Raw genomic sequence first — 17,170 nt, 5'->3', positions numbered from 1 at the left:
AACGCCTACAGCAGCCGACATGAATTTCGCTGCTCGATGGTCTCGCTCAACTGTTGTCCCGCAGTCCGGTCCGACCCGACGTCGTTGTAGGCCTGCTGCTGGATTTGATCGATCACAATGGGTGGGTCGACGGCCAACAGGGCCTCTCCGATGGCGAGGGCGGAACTCCCGTACGCGAGCCCGATCTCCACGCCTCTCCGCGCCTTCTCGGCGACCAGGAGGTCACGGACGAGGTCGCCGTCGCGTTCGGGCAGGGGCACGGTCTGGAGATCGAGTTCAGGTCCGCGCGTCCACACCAACCTGTCCCGGGCAATTTGGTTGGGTACATCCCGAACTCGCGCTCCGCGTCGTTCGTCACGCGACCAGTGTCCAGACGGGCAGTCGGAGGGAGCCGCGGGAGAACCTCAGGGGTGGCTGGCCGTCTTCGGGCGGACGAGACCACGCTGTCGGCCATGTTCCGGCGGACTGGCCAACTGCAGCCGGACTGGACCGGGATCGGCGACCTCCACCCCTGGGCGATGTCACACCCGTCGATTAGAATGTATGTACTAATCGAGTTCCTGACCTGGGAGGACGCTCGTGACCGCGCCCGTCAACGCCCCCCTCACGCCGTACGCCACCCTCCTCGGCTTCACCCGGTACGTCGACCGCACCGGGCCCACCAAGGCAAGCTTCGTCGGCGGGCTGCGCAAGCAGCGGGCCAGCCGGCACGGCTTCAACCCGCACGGCCAGTTCGTCAAGGCGCTCAAGGCCGACATCGCCTTCCACACCGGCGGCACCCACCTGGCCGGGGTGGCCGATCTGGTCAAGCCGCGCTGGCGTCCGCTCTACCAGGCGCTGACGCCCGGCGCGACGGCGTGGCTGGAGTCGCTCGGCGAGCCGACCGGCGTCGACCTGGCGCAGACCCGCGACGCCCTCGCGATGCTCGGCGACCTGCCCGTCAAGATCAACCCCCACTTCGGCATCCGGTATGCCGACGGCCACGCCGAGGCGGTGCGACTGCACTTCGACGAGACCCCGCCGAGCGAGGAGGCGGCCCTGGCCACCCTGCACCTGATGGCCCGGCACATGGACGCGGTGCTGCCGCACGCCGAGCCGGTCCTGGTCGACGTGCGGCGCGGGGTGGCCCACCGGACGCCCGAGCACGTCAAGCCGGCACAGGTCGAGCAGTGGCTGGCCGGCGAGGCGGCCGCCTTCCGGGCCATCTGGTCCACCGCCGCCTGACCACGATTCCGGCACATCCACCTACACATTGACCTGCTTAATTGTTTGAGACAGCTCGGACGGCAGCGTTGCCGTCCGATCTGTCTGTCGTTGCAGACTTCCCCAAAGACCGTTCTGATCATCGCAGAAGCCGACACCGACCGTAGAGTGTTGCGGAAATCACGTTCATCTACCTCGATGTGTAATGGCGCAGGTACGCACCAGTCCGATCGGAGGTGGAATTCCCGATGAGTCATGTCCGGTTCCGCTACTTCGCCGGCGCAGAATCGATCCCCCCCGATTTCGTCCACCGAATACGCACCGACCTGGCCCGGTCGATGCCCCGGCACCGGGTGGCCGACTACCTGACCACCAAACAGCACATCCTGCGGGAGAGCCACCACCTCGTCGCCGCCGAGACGGCCCAGGGGTGCGTCGGGCTCGTCGCCGCCACCGAACGCGACCCCGACGACCGGCCCTTCACCTACGTCGAAACCCTGCTGGTCGCCGAGGAACACCACGGGGGAACCGTCGCCTTCGGCCTCGTCTCCCGACTTTTCCGCGAAATCACCCGCCGGCTCGGCGAATTTCCGGAACTGGTGGCGATGAAGACCTACACACCGAAGGCGTACACGGTCATGCGCCGGTTCACCGTGCACGACGACATCCGCTGCTATCCGTCCCTCGACGGCTCCGACCCCGACGAGGTGCGCCGGCTGGCCGGGCGGCTGGCCGCCCAACTGTCACCGGAGTGCCGGTTCGATCCCCGTACCGGGGTGATCGTGCACGGCGGCGGCACGGTCGGCAGCGATTTCTGGCAGTACCGGCCACGCTCCGGAAACCGGCGCGTCGACGCCTTCTTCTCCGCCGAGGTCGGCGAATTCGACCGGGTGCTGTGCCTGGTGCACGCCCCGACACCGGCCGCCCGCGCGGCACTGGCCGCGGCATTGCGTATCACCCCGAATCCGGCACCCCGACAGGAGATCGCGTGAACGACGTAACCATGTCCGGCGGCGCGGCACGGGACTGGCTGGCCGGGAAGGGCTACCCGTTCACCGACAACGTCGCATTCCACCGCTCGGCCGGCGAGTTCGACGGGGGCGGCCAGTTCGGCGTCGAGATCCCGGCGGTGAACTCGATGCGCGACCTCGAAATCATGGTCAAACTGCTCAACGAGCACGGCGTCCGGGTCACCCGGTTCAACGAGACGTTGGGGTCCTTCCTGCTCTCCGACGCCGAACTGACCGACATGTTCGCGCTGTGCCGGGAGAACGACCACGGCATCGTGGTCAGCCTGGGCCCCCGCCCCGAGTACGACACGAAGAGCGCCTTCTACCGCACCGGCTTCGGCCTGGAGATGGGCCGGCAGATCAACAACAGCGACGGCATCCGCGCCTGCGTGGCCGAGGCGCTGCGGCTCGCGGCGCTCGGCTGCCGGGGCATCACCGTCTACGACATCGGCGTGCTGCGGGTGCTCGCGGAGCTGCGGTCGGACGGCCTGCTCCCGGCCGACCTGGTCTTCAAGACCTCCAGCCACTGCATGCCGACGAACCCCTTCCTGGCACGGATCTTCGCCGAGAACGGCGCCGACAGCATCACCCTGGCGCACGACCTGGGCCTGCCGATGATCCAGGAGATCCGGCGGCTCAACCCCGAACTGCCGATGGACGTGCCCACCGACGTCTACCGCACCAAGGGCGGCTTCATCCGGTTCTACGAGCTGGCCGAGATCGTCCAGATCGCCGCCCCGGTGATGCTCAAGATGGGCGCGAGCGTGCAGGAACACCCGTACGACCCACCGAGTGAGGCACGGACCGTCGAGCGGGTCCGGCGCGTCGCCCGCGGCCTGGAAATGCTCGACCGCCACCTTCCCGACAAGACCGCCATCTCCCGCCGCAGCCGGCAGTACGCGATTCCGGCCGCGGCGTCCGACCGACGACAGGGGCCGGCAAGCGCATGACCACGAAAGAGCACGCCGCATTCAAGCAGGAGGTCGACGAACTGCTGCGGCAGATGGTGCAGCAGTTCTACCGCGAGGTCGAGGGCGCGGACCACCTCTTCCGGGCCAGGGACATCAACATGGCCTACTACCAGCGGCACGTCATCGAGATCATTCTCCGGCTGCGGATGAAGCGGTGGATCGACGCGCTGACGATCCACTACTTCACCAAGCACAACCCGGTGCTGGCCAAGAAGTGGTGTGCGTACACCGAGGACGAGATGCTGCACGACTCGATGTTCGCCAAGGACCTGGAACGGGTCGGGGTGAGCCGGGAGGAGATCTACTCGACCGAGCCGATGTTCTCCACCAAACTGCTCCAGGGTTACTTCTACTACGGCCTCGAACACGAGGGCCAGCCGCTGGCCTCGCTGTCCAGTTCGTACTTCATCGAGAACGTCTCGCTGATGACCCAACCGGACTGGATCGAGAACGTCGAGCAGGTGCTCGGCGCGGGCATGGCCAAGGGTCAGCAGGCGCACGTCAACCACGACCTGGAGGACGACCACACCGATTTCGTGTGGGACGTGCTCATGACGTTCGTGCACACCGACGACGACCGGCGACGGGTGGTGGAACACATCACCAACGTGTACCGGCTGTTCTGCGCCTTCTACACCGAGCTGTACCACCGCACCGTGCTGAAACAGGACGGCGCATTCGCTGTGGTGAAAGCGCTGACCACCCCCTGAGGAGGCGAATCGCGGGCGGACGCGGGTCACCTCGGGACACCGGTCGCGGTGTTAGGGTCGGGCCCACCTTCCGTCGGACGGCGGTCACGTCACCACCGGTGGCGTGACCGCCCGTCGACCTCCGCCGCCGAGGAGAATGATCGCGATGGCCGTCACCGGTAACCGTCGTGCCGTCGTTTCCGTGCAGAGCCGGGAATGCAGCCCCGAACTGTTGGAACGGTTGAGCGGGTCGACCCTGTTTCCCGAACGGCCGGTCGGGGCGACGATCGTCGCGGTGGTCTGCCGGGGCGGCGGTTCGCTGCTCTACCTGACCGCGCCCCGCATGATCGACGCCGACCGCCAGGTGGACTACTTCCTCGGGCTGTTGCCGCAGGAGCCGGTCGACGGGCGGGACCCCCGCCGGGACCGGGTGGTCATCGGCAGCCTCGACGACTCCTCGCCCCGCTGGCTGAGCGACAAGCTGCTCGACCCGACGAACCCGGCGGCCACCCGGTTGCGCGAGCGCGTGGCCGACTTCGTCGCCGCCGCCCGGCAGGCGGGCGACGAGGTCACGCTGAGCTACTTCGAGCCGTCGGGCAACCTGCAGGACTACGCCGCCGCCCTCGGCGTCCCGGGGGACCAGGCCGACGCCGGGTACATCCCGCTCGGCACCAAGAGCGCCGGCCGGGACATGTTCCGGGCGCTCGACATCGCGGTGCCGGCGGGCACCCCCGAGTGCCACGACGTCGACACGCTCGCCGAGGCGGTCGCCGACCTCGTGCTGGCCGGGCGACGCCGGCTGGTGCTCAAGCTGAGCAGCACCGCGTACGGCGCCGGGATGGGCAACGCCACCGTCGACCTCACCGAGGTCACCGGCACCGACCGCGCCGAGGTGGTCGCCGCCGTGGCCAAACGGCTACCCGACAGCCGGCTCGTCGACGGCAGGCTGGGCTGGGCGGAGTTCGCCGGCCTGATCCCCCATGCCGGCATCGTCGCCGAGGAGTTCGTCGAGGCCGACGAGCTGCGCAGCCCCAGCTTCCAGGGGCGGGTGACCCCCACCGGTGCCGTCGAGTGCGTCTCCACCCACGACCAGGTGCTCGGCGGGGCGGGCCTGACCTACGTCGGCAGCTCGTTCCCGGCCGACGCCGCCTACCGCGCCACCGTGGTCGAGTACGGCCTGCGCGTCGGCAGGTACCTCGTGGCGCAGGGCGTCACCACCGGCGACTACGGCGTCGACTTCATCGCCGCCCGCCGGGGTGACACGTTCCGGGTGCTCGGCTGCGAGCTGAACCTGCGCGCGACGGGGACCAAGCACGGTTTCGTGATGGCCAGCCAACTGCTCGACACCGTGCCGGACGCCGACGGCCGGCTGTTCACCGACACCCCCGACGGCCGCGCGGAGCGCGTCTACCAGGCGTCCGACGCGATCACCGACCCGTCGTTGGTGGGGCTGACCCCGGCCCGGCTGATCGACGCCGTCGAGCGGTCACCGCTGCGCTACGACCACACCCGGCGCACCGGCACGGTGCTGCACATGCTCAGCGCGCTGCCCGCCTACGGCAAGTTCGGCGCGGTCTGCATCGGCCGGGACGCGGCCGAGGCGGCGGAGCTGATGCGGGCCACCCGCGCCCTCGCCCTGGACGTGGCGGCCCACGACGCCTGAGCGCGCCCGGCCGGCGGGGCGACGGCCCGGGCTCAGTCCTCCGAGGCGGGGCGGCTCGCCGGGACGGTCGGCATCGGCCACTGCCCCGTCCGGACGATGGCGGAGGCGTCGAGCCGCTGCTCGGCCCAGACGTAGGTGTCCGGCAGCAGATCGGCCACCGGCACCTTGCGCAGCGCGTCCAGCGGCCCGACGATGACCTGGATGCCCGGGTGGTAGTCGAGCAGCACCTGCCGGCACCGCCCGCACGGCGGGATCACCCCGCGCCCCCGGTCACCCACCGCGACGATGGTCTCCAACTCCCCCACGCCCTGGGTGGCGGCGGCGCCGATGGCCACCAGCTCCGCGCAGGGGCCACCGGTGAAGTGGAACAGGTTCACCCCGGTGAAGACCCGGCCGTCGGTGGTCCGGGCCGCCGCCGCGACGGTGTGGTTCTCGCTGCGGCAGCGCAGCTTGGCGACCGCCGTGGCGGCCTGGACCAGCGCGCGGTCGGTGTCCAGCATCGTCGTCGTCATCCGGCAGCCCCCGTGGTCGCGTCGTCGGCGCTCAGCGTAGCCCGGCGGCGGCCCGTTTCCCGGGCAGCGCACCGGGGGACGTGACCGGTCACCCACCGCCTCGCACACCCGCCCCACCCGGCCCGCGACCTGCACCGCGACGGCCTGGGCCACCCGACCCACCACCGGCCGTGGGGCTCCCGGGCGTAACCCGGGGGCGGTCCGGCGGTCGGCTGCCTATCCTTGGCGACGACATGCAGAATCCAGCCGCCTCCGGTCCCGCCGCGCCCGCCGACGCCCCGACCGCCCGTGAGCTGCACCGCCGGCTCACCCCGTTGATGTTCCGCGACCAGCGTCGCCTGCAGCGGCGGCTGGAGGGGGTGCGCCGGCTGCGTGACCCGCAGCGGCGCGACGAGGCGCTGGCCGAGATCGCCGTGGAGGTGTCCCGGGCGGAGGGCCGGCTGGCCACCCGGCGGGCCGCCGTGCCGACGATCACGTACCCGGCACAGTTGCCGGTCAGCGAACGCCGCGACGACATCGCCGCCGCCATCCGCGACCACCAGGTGGTGATCGTGGCCGGCGAGACCGGCTCCGGCAAGACCACCCAGCTACCCAAGATCTGCCTGGAGCTGGGGCGGGGGATCACCGGCCTGATCGGGCACACCCAGCCCCGCCGGCTGGCCGCCCGCACGGTCGCCGACCGGATCGCCGAGGAGCTGGGCACCGAGCTGGGCGACGTGGTCGGCTACAAGGTGCGCTTCACCGACCAGGTGAGCGACCGCAGCCTGGTCAAGCTGATGACCGACGGCATCCTGCTGGCCGAATTGCAGACCGACCGGATGCTCCGCCAGTACGACACGTTGATCATCGACGAGGCACACGAGCGCAGCCTCAACATCGACTTCATCCTCGGCTACCTGCGCCAGCTGCTCCCCCGGCGGCCCGACCTCAAGGTGGTCATCACCTCGGCGACCATCGAGACCGACCGGTTCGCCAAGCACTTCGCCGACGCCGACGGCCGGCCCGCGCCGGTGGTCGAGGTCTCCGGGCGTACGTACCCGGTGGAGGTCCGCTACCGGCCACTGGTGGAGGTCACCGAGGGCGACGACGACGGGGACGACGACGAGGAGAACGTCCGCGACCAGATCCAGGCGATCGGCGACGCGGTGCAGGAGCTGGCCGCCGAGGGGCCGGGCGACATCCTGGTCTTCCTCAGCGGCGAACGGGAGATCCGGGACACCGCCGAGGCGCTGGGCAAGCTGACCCAGTCGAAACGCGCGCTGCTCGGCACCGAGATCCTGCCGCTGTACGCCCGGCTGTCGGCCGCCGAACAGCACCGGGTCTTCGCCCCGCACGCCGGACGCCGGGTGGTGCTCGCCACGAACGTCGCGGAGACCTCGCTGACCGTCCCCGGCATCAAGTACGTGGTGGACCCGGGCTCGGCCCGGATCTCCCGCTACTCCAGCCGGCTCAAGGTGCAGCGGCTGCCGATCGAGCCGGTCTCCCAGGCGTCGGCCAACCAGCGCAAGGGCCGCTGCGGCCGGACCTCGGACGGCATCTGCATCCGGCTCTACGACGAGCAGGACTTCGCCTCCCGGCCGGAGTTCACCGACCCGGAGATCCTGCGTACCAACCTCGCCTCGGTCATCCTCCAGATGACCGCGATCGGCCTCGGTGACCTCGCCGCGTTCCCGTTCATCGACCCGCCGGACCGCCGCAACGTCACCGACGGGGTCAACCTGCTGCACGAACTGGGCGCGCTGGACCCGACCGAGACCGACCCGGCCAAGCGGCTCACCCCGCTGGGTCAGCGGCTGGCCCAGCTCCCGGTCGACCCCCGGCTGGCCCGGATGGTGATCGAGGGCGAACGCAACGGCTGCGCCACCGAGGTGCTGGTGATCGCCGCCGCGCTGTCGATCCAGGACCCGCGGGAGCGGCCGGCGGAGAAGCAGGCCCAGGCCGACCAGGCGCACGCCCGGTTCACCGACCGGGAATCCGACTTCGTGTCGCTGCTCAACCTGTGGCGGTACCTGCGCGAGCAGCAGCGGGAGCTGTCCTCCAGCGCGTTCCGCCGGATGTGCCGGGCGGAGTACCTCAACTACCTGCGGGTACGCGAGTGGCAGGACATCGTCGCCCAGTTGCGGCAGGTGCTGCGTACCCCGGAGCAGGGTGACGGGCGGCGGGGCCGGCGGGGCGCGGCGCAGGCCCCGGCCGACGGCGGCCGGCGCGGGGTCGCCGCCGACCTGCCGGAGGAGATCGACACCCCGAAGGTGCACCAGTCGCTGCTGCCCGGCCTGCTGTCGCACATCGGGCTCAAGGACGCCCAGAAGCACGAGTACCTGGGCGCGCGGGGAGCGAAGTTCGCGATCTTCCCCGGGTCGGCGCTGTTCAGGAAGCCGCCGCGCTGGGTGATGGCCGCCGAACTGGTGGAGACCTCCCGGCTGTGGGGGCGGGTCGCCGGGCGGGTGGAGCCGGAGTGGGTCGAGCCGCTGGCCCAGCACCTGGTCAAACGCAGCTACAGCGAGCCGCACTGGGAGAAGAAGCAGGCCGCCGTGATGGCCTACGAGAAGGTCACCCTGTACGGCGTTCCGCTGGTCACCTCCCGCAAGGTCAACTTCGGTCGGATCGACCCGGCGCTGAGCCGGGAGCTGTTCATCAGGCACGCCCTGGTGGAGGGCGACTGGCAGACCCACCACCAGTTCTGGCGGGACAACGAGAAGCTCCGCACCGAGATCGAGGAGCTGGAGAACCGGGCCCGCCGCCGGGACATCCTGGTCGACGACGAGAGCATCTTCGCCTTCTACGACCAGCGCGTCCCCGCCGACGTGGTCTCCGGCCGACACTTCGACGCCTGGTGGAAGACCGCCCGCCGCCAGCAGCCCGACCTGCTCACCTTCACCCGGGAACTGCTGGTCAACGCCGGACGGGGCGGGGTCGACGAGGCCGACTTCCCGGACGAGTGGCGGGCCGACGGGGTGACCCTGCCGCTGACGTACACCTTCGACCCGACCGCGCCCACCGACGGCGTCACCGTCGACATCCCGCTGCCGCTGCTCAACCAGGTGCCGGCGGAGAGCTTCGACTGGCAGGTGCCGGGGCTGCGGGAGGAGCTGGTGATCGCGCTGATCCGGACGCTGCCCAAGGCGGTGCGGCGCAACTTCGTCCCGGTGCCCGACCACGCCCGTGCGGCGCTCGCCGCGATCACCCCGGGCGAGGAGCCGCTGCTGGACGCGTTGGCCCGGCAACTGCGCCGGATGACCGGGGTGACCGTGCCCCGCGAGGCGTGGGAACCGGCGAAGCTGCCACCGCACCTGCGGGTGACGTTCCGGGTGATCGGCGACGCGGACCAGCCGGTCGCCGAGGGCAAGGACCTGCCGGCCCTGCAACGCCAGCTCCGCCAGGAGGTACGCCAGGTGGTGGCCGCCGCCGCGCCGGAGCTGGCCCGCAGCGGGCTGACCGGGTGGACCATCGGCACCCTGCCGCGCACCGTCGAGCAGGTCCGGGCCGGCTACGCGGTGACCGCCTACCCGGCGCTGGTGGACGAGGGCACGACGGTCGGGGTGAAGGTCTTCGACTCCGAGGCCGAGCAGGCCGCCGCACACTGGGCGGGCACCAGGCGGCTGCTGCGGCTGACCGTGCCGTCACCGGCGCAGTTCCTGCAGGGGCGGCTGAGCAACGAGGCGAAGCTGGCGTTGAGCCGCAACCCGCACGGCGGGGTGCAGCAGCTCATCGCCGACGCCGCCGGGGCCGCCATCGACAAGCTGATCGCCGACGCGGGTGGGCCGGCCTGGGACGCCGACGGCTTCGCCGCGCTGCGCGACCGGGTCCGCGCCGACCTGGTCGACACGGTCGTGGAGGTGATGGGCCGGGTCCGTCAGGTGCTCGCCGCCGCGTACGCGGTGGAACAGCGCCTCGGCGCGACCCGCAACCTGGCGGTGGTGGCCGCCCTGGCCGACCTGCGCCAGCAGCTCACCGGCCTGGTGCACGACGGTTTCATCACCGAGACCGGGTACGCCCGGCTGCCCGACCTGCTGCGCTACCTGACCGCGATGGAACGCCGGCTGGACCGGCTGCCCGCCAACCCGCAGCGGGACAAGTCCCAGCAGGACCGGATCGCCACGGTGCAGCAGGAGTACCGGGACATGGTGGCCGCGCTGCCCCCGGCGCGCCGCGACTCGGCCCCGGTACGGCAGATCCGCTGGATGATCGAGGAGCTGCGGGTGAACGTCTTCGCGCAGGCCCTCGGCACCCCGTATCCGGTGTCCGAGCAGCGCATCTACCGCGCGATGGACGACGCCGAGGGGCGCTGATCAGGGCAGCGGCTCCACGCCCGGCGGCAGGTCGCTGGTGCTGGTGGCCGCGTGCACGTAGTCGAGCAGGATGCGCCGCAGTTCCCGCCCGGCGTGGGTGGGCACGACGTCGCGACGGCGGGCCACCGCGATGGTCCGGCGCACCCCGGGCGGGGCGAGCCGGGTGACCCGGATGCCGGGGCGCCGGCTGACCACGATGCCCGGCACCAGGGCGATGCCCAGTCCGGCCTCGACGAAGCTGAGCACGGCGTCCATCTCGCCGCCGTCGACCGAGAAGGTGGGCTCGAAGCCGGCCTCCCGGCACGCCTGGATGGTGGCGTCGCGCAGGTCGTAGCCCTCGCGGAACATCACCAGCGGTTGGTCGCGCAGGTCGGTGATCCGCAGTTCGCCACTGACCAGGGCGGCGGGCAGCGGCTCCACCGAGGCGACCACCAGGCTCTCCCGCAGGATCGGGTCGACCCGCAGCCCGGGGTCGGCCCCCTGCGCGGGCATGATGATCAGGGCGAGGTCGAGGTCGCCGCGCAGCAGGTCGCGGACGAGGTCCTGCGAGCCGCCCTCCTCGACCCGCAGGTCGACGGCGGGGTGGGCGTCGCGGAACCGGCGCAGCACCGGCGGGGCGAGCGAGGTGGCCAGGCTGGGGGTGGCCCCGAGCCGGACCCGGCCCCGGCGCAGGCCGACCAGTTCCTGCACCTCCCGGGTGGCGGTGTCGACGTCGGCGAGGATGCGTTTGGCCAGCGGCAGCAGCACCTCACCGGCGGCGGTGAGGGCGATGTTGCCGCGTACCCGCTCGAACAGGGGGGCGCCGAGGGTGGTCTCCAGAGCGTGAACTTGCTTACTCAACGACGGCTGGGTTATGCCGACGATGTCGGCGGCTTGGGTGAAATGTCGTACTTCAGCCACCGCGACGAAGTACCTCAGCTGATGGAGCTGCATCTTCATAGCTTACGGCTATCGAGACTGCGAGTTCGATGCATTGGACGACTGATTGCCGGGCTCCTAGCGTCGGTCAGGTGGTAATCACGAAAACTCGGTCGCCCATCCGCTCCAACGTCGGCCTCAAGGCCGTCATGGCGGTGACGGGCATCATGCTCGTGCTGTTCCTCGTCGCCCACATGCTCGGCAACCTCAAGGTGTTCACCGGCGAGACCTCGTTCGACCACTACGCGCACTGGCTGCGCGACATCGGCAAGCCGCTGCTGCCCGGGGTCTGGTTCCTGTGGATCCTGCGCACCGCGCTGGTGGTGGCCGTGATCGGGCACATCTGGGCGGCGACCGTGCTGGCCGTACGGGCGCGCGCCGCCCGCCCGGTGCGCTACGCCCACCGCAAGAAGGTCCAGGGCAGCTACGCCGCGCGCACCATGCGCTGGGGCGGCGTGATCATCCTGCTCTTCGTGATCTACCACATCCTGGACCTGACCACCGGCACCCTCAACCCGGTCGGCGACGCCAGCAACCCGTACGGCAACGTGGTCGCCGACTTCGCCCCGGACCGCTGGTACGTGACGCTGTTCTACACGCTGGCGATCGTCACCGTCGGCTTCCACCTGCGGCACGGGCTGTTCTCCGCGTTGCGCAGCCTCGGCCAGCAGACCCCCCGGGGCGAGCGCCGGGCCCGCACCGCCGCGCTGGTCTTCGCCGTCGTGCTCTGCGCCGGCTACCTGGTGGTCCCGTTCGCCGTACTCACCGGATTGGTGTCCTGACATGGAACTCTTCACCGAGGGCGAGCCGATCGCCGACACGAAGGCTCCCGACGGCCCGGTCGAGAAGCGCTGGGAGACCCGCCGCTTCGAGGCCAAGCTGGTCAACCCGGCGAACCGGCGCAAGCTGACGGTGATCGTGGTGGGCACCGGCCTGGCCGGTGGCTCCGCCGCCGCCACCCTCGCCGAGCAGGGCTACCGGGTGCGCAGCTACTGCTACCAGGACAGCCCGCGCCGCGCCCACTCGATCGCCGCACAGGGCGGCATCAACGCCGCCAAGAACTACCGCAACGACGGCGACTCGGTGCACCGGCTCTTCTACGACACGGTCAAGGGCGGTGACTTCCGCTCCCGCGAGTCGAACGTGCACCGGCTCGCCGAGGTGTCGGTCAACATCATCGACCAGTGCGTCGCCCAGGGTGTCCCGTTCGCCCGCGAGTACGGCGGGCTGCTGGACACCCGCTCCTTCGGCGGCGCGCAGGTGCAGCGCACCTTCTACGCCCGGGGCCAGACGGGCCAGCAGCTGCTGCTCGGCGCGTACCAGGCGCTGGAGCGGCAGATCGGCCTGGGCAACGTGGAGATGCACACCCGGCACGAGATGCTGGAACTGGTCGTCGTGGACGGCCGGGCCCGGGGCATCGTGGTCCGCGACATGGTCACCGGTGAGATCAGCACCGAGATGGCCGACGCGGTGGTGCTCGCCTCCGGCGGCTACGGCAACGTCTTCTACCTCTCCACCAACGCCAAGGGCTGCAACGTCACCGCCTCCTGGCGGGCGCACCGCAAGGGCGCGTACTTCGCCAACCCCTGCTACACCCAGATCCACCCGACCTGCATCCCGGTCTCCGGCGACCACCAGTCGAAGCTGACCCTGATGAGCGAGTCGCTGCGCAACGACGGCCGGGTCTGGGTGCCGAAGGCCAAGGGCGACGACCGCGACCCCCGGCAGATCCCGGAGGACGAGCGGGACTACTACCTGGAGCGGATCTACCCGTCGTTCGGCAACCTGGTCCCCCGGGACATCGCCTCCCGGGCCGCCAAGAACGTCTGCGACGAGGGCCGGGGCGTCGGGCCGACCAAGCTCGGGGTCTACCTCGACTTCGCCGACGCGATCGAACGGCTCGGCCGCAAGGCCATCGAGGCCAAGTACGGCAACCTGTTCGAGATGTACGAGCGGATCACCGGCGAGGACCCGTACCGGGTGCCGATGCGGATCTACCCGGCCGTGCACTACACGATGGGCGGGCTGTGGGTCGACTACGACCTCCAGTCGACCATCCCCGGCCTGTTCGTCATCGGTGAGGCCAACTTCTCCGACCACGGCGCGAACCGGCTCGGCGCGTCGGCCCTGATGCAGGGCCTGGCCGACGGGTACTTCGTGCTGCCCACCACCATCGCCCACTACCTGGCCTCCGGTCCGCTGGACAGGGTCGACGCCAGCCACCCGGCGGCGGTGCAGGCCCGGCGCGAGGTGGAGGACCGGATCGCCCGGCTGTTGGCCGTCAACGGCGACCGGACGGTGGACTCGTTCCACCGGGAGCTGGGCCAGATCATGTGGGAGCACTGCGGGATGGAGCGCTCCGAGGCCGGGCTGCGCAAGGCCATCGACGAGATCCGGGCGCTGCGGGAGCAGTTCTGGCAGCGGGTCCGGGTGCCTGGTGACGGCGAGGGGCTCAACCAGTCGCTGGAGAAGGCCGGCCGGGTGGCCGACTTCTTCGAGCTGGCCGAGCTGATGTGCATCGACGCCCTGCACCGCGAGGAGTCCTGCGGCGGCCACTTCCGGGCCGAGCACCAGACCCCCGACGGTGAGGCGCAGCGCGACGACGACCGGTTCGCCTACGTGGCGGCCTGGGAGTTCACCGCGACCGGTGAGCCGGCCGTGCTGCACAAGGAAGACCTGAAGTTCGAGTACGTCCACCCCACGCAGCGGAGCTACAAGTGAACCTGACCCTGCGCATCTGGCGTCAGTCCGGCCCCCAGGACAAGGGGCGGATGGTGACCTACCCGGTCGACGACGTCTCCCCCGACATGTCGTTCCTGGAGATGCTCGACGTGCTCAACGAACGGCTGATCCTCGCCGGGGAGGAGCCGGTCGCGTTCGACCACGACTGCCGCGAGGGCATCTGCGGTATGTGCGGTCTGATGATCAACGGGGACGCGCACGGCCCGCAGCGCGGCACCACCGCCTGCCAGCTGCACATGCGGCAGTTCTCCGACGGCGAGACGATCGACATCGAGCCGTGGCGGGCCCGGGCCTTCCCGGTGATCAAGGACCTGGTGGTCAACCGGAGCGCCTTCGACAAGATCATCGCGGCCGGGGGCTACATCACCGCGCCGACCGGCAGCGCCCCCGAGGCGCACGCCGCGCCGGTGGCCAAGGCCAACGCCGACGCCGCCTTCGAATCCGCCGCCTGCATCGGCTGCGGGGCGTGCGTCGCGGCCTGCCCCAACGGCTCCGGCATGCTCTTCACCGCCGCCAAGGTCACCCAACTCTCGCTGCTGCCGCAGGGCCAGCCGGAGCGCTACACCCGGGTGATCGGCATGGTCGACGCGCACGACGAGGCCGGCTTCGGCGGCTGCACCAACGCCGGCGAGTGCACCGCGGTCTGCCCCAAGGGCATCCCGCTGAACACCATCGGCCGGCTCAACCGGGACTACCTCACCGCCACCGCCAAGCGCGGCGACACCCCCGGCTCCTGAACACCTGCTCCACCACGACCGCCGCACCCCCGGCTCCGGGGATGCGGCGGTCGCCGTCTCTCCTGCGCCGTCGCCGCCGTCCACCGGGATGCGCGGCGGCGGATCGCCGGGCGGCCCGGCGCGGGTAGGCAGGCACGCCGCCGGTTCAAGCGCCCCTGCCGGGGTAGCAGACCCCTCGACGGCACCGAGAGGGGACAGCAGCGATGAAGGCACTGACCTGGCACGGCACGCGCGACGTCCGGGTGGACGAGGTCCCGGACCCCCGGATCGAGGCACCGACGGACGCGATCGTCCGGATCACCTCGACCGCGATCTGCGGCTCCGACCTGCACCTGTACGAGGTGCTCGGGCCGTACCTGAAGCCGGGTGACATCCTCGGGCACGAACCGATGGGCATCGTCGAGGAGGTCGGCTCCGGGGTGACCCGGCTCAAGCCCGGCGACCGGGTGGTCGTCCCGTTCAACATCGCCTGCGGACACTGCTGGATGTGCGAGCGGCAGCTCTTCGCCCAGTGCGAGACGACCCAGGTGACCGCCGAGGGCAAGGGCGCGTCGCTGTTCGGCTACACCTCCCTCTACGGCTCCGTCCCCGGCGGGCAGGCCGAGTACCTGCGGGTCCCGCAGGCCCAGTTCGGCCCGATCACCATCCCGCAGACCGGGGCCGACGAGCGCTACCTGTACCTCAGCGACATCCTGCCCACCGCCTGGCAGGCGGTGAAGTACGCCGACACCCCGCCCGGCGGCACCCTGGCCGTGTTCGGGCTCGGCCCGGTCGGGCAGTTCTGCGCCCGGATCGGCCGGCACCTCGGCGCGGGCCGGGTGATCGGGCTGGACCTGGTGCCGGAGCGGCTGGAGATGGCCCGCCGGCACGGCATCGAGACGCTCGACGTCAGCCAGCTCGACGACGTGCCCGGCGCGCTGATCGACCTGGTCGACGGGCGCGGCCCGGACGCGGTGATCGACGCGGTCGGCATGGAGGCGCACGGCTCGACCAGTGGCAAGCTGGCCCAGCACGCCGCCGGGCTGCTGCCGGACAAGCTGGCCGACAAGATGATCGACAAGGTCGGTGTGGACCGGTTGACCGTGCTCAAGGCCGCGCTCAAGGCGGTGCGGCGCGGCGGCACCGTCTCGATCTCCGGGGTTTACGGCGGCGAGGTGGACCCGATGCCGCTGATGGAGATGTTCGACCGGGGCATCCAGCTGCGGATGGGCCAGTGCCACGTACGCCGGTGGACCGACGAGATCCTGCCGCTGCTGTCCGGCGACGACGACCCGCTGGGCGTGGAGGACCTGCGGACCCACCGGATGCCGCTGGTGGACGCGCCGAAGGCGTACGAGATGTTCCAGAAGAAGGAGGACGGCTGCGTCAAGGTCGTACTCGCTCCGTGAGCCGGGTGGTGGTGGTCACCGGGGCCACCAGCGGCATCGGCCGCGCGGCGGCCCTGGAGTTCGCCGGGCGCGGGGACCTGCTGGTCCTCGCCGCCCGCTCCCCCGAAAGCCTGGCCGAGGTACGCCGGGAGTGCCACGACGCCGGCGCCGGGCGGGTACGCACGGTGCCCACCGACGTCACCGCCCCCGACGCGCTCGACGCCCTGGCCGACACGGCGGAACGCGAGTTCGGCCGGATCGACGTGTGGGTGCACACCGCGGCGGTGATGGCCTACGGCCGGTTCGAGGAACTGCCGGCGGCGGTCTTCGACCGGGTGGTCCGCACCGACCTGCTCGGCGCGGCCGGCGTCGTCCGGGTGGCGCTGCGCCGGTTCCGGGCGGCCGGCGGGGGCACCCTGATCCTCACCGGCTCGGTCCTCGGGCACGTCACCGCCCCCTACATGAGCGGCTACGTGACCAGCAAGTGGGGCCTTCAGGGACTGGTCCGCACCGTGCAGCAGGAGGCCCGGGAGCTGCCCGGGGTGCACGTCTGCCTGGTCACCCCGGGCAGTGTGGACACCCCGGTCTACCAGCGGGCGGCGAACTACCTGGGCCGGGCCGGCCGGCCCCCGCTGCCGGTCACCACCCCGCAGCGGGTGGCGAGGGCCATCGCGCGTTGCGCCGACCGGCCCCGCCGGGAGGTGTCGGTGGGCCGGGTCAACCTGCTCATGCGGGGTGGCTTCACCCTCCTGCCGGGCGTCTACGACGCGCTCGTCGGGCCGCTGATGCGGCGCGGCGGGCTGACCGGGCAGGCCGTCGCGCCGCACGACGGTGTCGTGTTCGCCCCGGACCCGGCCGGCGCGGCGGTGCGCGGCGGCTGGCTGCCGGAGCTGTCCGCCCTGCTGCGCCGGTCCGCCGTACCGGCGCGCAGGACGGCCGCCGCGCTCGGGACGGGGGTGGCGGTCGCGGCCGGGACGGCGCTGGCGGTCGGGACGGCGCTCGCGGCGGGTGGCGCGGCCCGGCGTCGACGACGCTGAGCGGCGCCCCCACCACCCCCGACCGGTCACCT

The 17,170-nt window shown here is 71.4% G+C and carries 14 protein-coding genes; 11 read left to right on the top strand and 3 right to left on the bottom strand.

Annotation, left to right across the window (positions count from 1 at the left end; translation table 11 throughout):
- Positions 1 to 5: 5 nt before the first annotated feature.
- The gene (locus ACN268_RS31735) at positions 6 to 296 is read right to left on the bottom strand and encodes a hypothetical protein (protein WP_421486682.1); all 291 of its coding nucleotides are present in this window, start codon (positions 294 to 296) and stop codon (positions 6 to 8) included.
- Between the two features lie 283 nt (positions 297 to 579).
- Between ACN268_RS31735 and ACN268_RS31730 the strand changes: the two genes are divergently transcribed.
- The 5 genes from ACN268_RS31730 to ACN268_RS31710 all read left to right on the top strand — a co-directional run bounded on the left by ACN268_RS31730 (position 580) and on the right by ACN268_RS31710 (position 5,536).
- A complete protein-coding gene (locus ACN268_RS31730) occupies positions 580 to 1,224 on the top strand; it encodes a hypothetical protein (protein WP_204927922.1) in 645 nt (214 codons plus the stop codon).
- A gap of 227 nt (positions 1,225 to 1,451) precedes the next feature.
- On the top strand, positions 1,452 to 2,195 hold the full coding sequence (locus ACN268_RS31725) for a GNAT family N-acetyltransferase (RefSeq protein WP_421486681.1): 744 nt from the start codon (positions 1,452 to 1,454) through the stop codon (positions 2,193 to 2,195).
- Positions 2,192 to 3,163, top strand: a complete 972-nt coding sequence (locus ACN268_RS31720; protein ID WP_363656656.1) for a hypothetical protein — start codon at positions 2,192 to 2,194, stop codon at positions 3,161 to 3,163. The genes ACN268_RS31725 and ACN268_RS31720 overlap by 4 nt, the downstream gene beginning before the upstream one ends.
- Positions 3,160 to 3,894: an iron-containing redox enzyme family protein gene (locus ACN268_RS31715; RefSeq protein WP_421486680.1), complete on the top strand. Its 735-nt coding sequence runs from the start codon at positions 3,160 to 3,162 to the stop codon at positions 3,892 to 3,894. The genes ACN268_RS31720 and ACN268_RS31715 overlap by 4 nt, the downstream gene beginning before the upstream one ends.
- 145 nt (positions 3,895 to 4,039) lie before the next feature.
- On the top strand, positions 4,040 to 5,536 hold the full coding sequence (locus ACN268_RS31710) for a peptide ligase PGM1-related protein (protein WP_421486679.1): 1,497 nt from the start codon (positions 4,040 to 4,042) through the stop codon (positions 5,534 to 5,536).
- 32 nt (positions 5,537 to 5,568) lie between these two features.
- On the opposite strand, the gene ACN268_RS31705 is transcribed toward ACN268_RS31710, so the two are convergent.
- Positions 5,569 to 6,048: a cytidine deaminase family protein gene (locus tag ACN268_RS31705; protein WP_421486678.1), complete on the bottom strand. Its 480-nt coding sequence runs from the start codon at positions 6,046 to 6,048 to the stop codon at positions 5,569 to 5,571.
- Positions 6,049 to 6,281: 233 nt separating this feature from the next.
- Here ACN268_RS31705 and hrpA point away from each other — a divergent pair, with 233 nt between their 5' ends.
- Entirely contained in the window at positions 6,282 to 10,337 is a 4,056-nt protein-coding gene (gene hrpA / locus ACN268_RS31700; protein WP_421486677.1) for an ATP-dependent RNA helicase HrpA, read from the top strand.
- Here the strand turns inward: hrpA and ACN268_RS31695 are convergent, their stop codons facing one another.
- Complete coding sequence (locus tag ACN268_RS31695) at positions 10,338 to 11,276, bottom strand: LysR family transcriptional regulator (RefSeq protein WP_421486676.1); 939 nt, start codon at positions 11,274 to 11,276, stop codon at positions 10,338 to 10,340.
- A 77-nt stretch (positions 11,277 to 11,353) separates the two neighbouring features.
- Between ACN268_RS31695 and ACN268_RS31690 the strand changes: the two genes are divergently transcribed.
- From ACN268_RS31690 to ACN268_RS31670, 5 genes are all read left to right on the top strand, one after another.
- Entirely contained in the window at positions 11,354 to 12,037 is a 684-nt protein-coding gene (locus ACN268_RS31690; protein WP_364317426.1) for a succinate dehydrogenase cytochrome b subunit, read from the top strand.
- Between the two features lies 1 nt (position 12,038).
- Positions 12,039 to 13,976 carry a fumarate reductase/succinate dehydrogenase flavoprotein subunit gene (locus tag ACN268_RS31685; protein WP_421486675.1) on the top strand — a complete coding sequence of 646 codons (1,938 nt, stop codon included), beginning with the start codon at positions 12,039 to 12,041 and terminating at the stop codon, positions 13,974 to 13,976.
- Complete coding sequence (locus ACN268_RS31680) at positions 13,973 to 14,734, top strand: succinate dehydrogenase/fumarate reductase iron-sulfur subunit (protein ID WP_145918780.1); 762 nt, start codon at positions 13,973 to 13,975, stop codon at positions 14,732 to 14,734. The genes ACN268_RS31685 and ACN268_RS31680 overlap by 4 nt, the downstream gene beginning before the upstream one ends.
- 203 nt (positions 14,735 to 14,937) lie before the next feature.
- Complete coding sequence (locus tag ACN268_RS31675) at positions 14,938 to 16,122, top strand: zinc-dependent alcohol dehydrogenase (protein ID WP_421486674.1); 1,185 nt, start codon at positions 14,938 to 14,940, stop codon at positions 16,120 to 16,122.
- Entirely contained in the window at positions 16,119 to 17,138 is a 1,020-nt protein-coding gene (locus ACN268_RS31670; RefSeq protein WP_421486673.1) for an SDR family NAD(P)-dependent oxidoreductase, read from the top strand. The genes ACN268_RS31675 and ACN268_RS31670 overlap by 4 nt, the downstream gene beginning before the upstream one ends.
- Positions 17,139 to 17,170 lie beyond the last annotated feature (32 nt).

This window comes from Micromonospora sp. WMMD735, assembly GCF_049178995.1.
Taxonomy (GTDB): Bacteria; Actinomycetota; Actinomycetes; order Mycobacteriales; family Micromonosporaceae; genus Micromonospora; species Micromonospora wenchangensis.
Note: the sequence above shows the minus strand (reverse complement) of the source record. Positions and strands in the feature narration are given on the sequence as shown.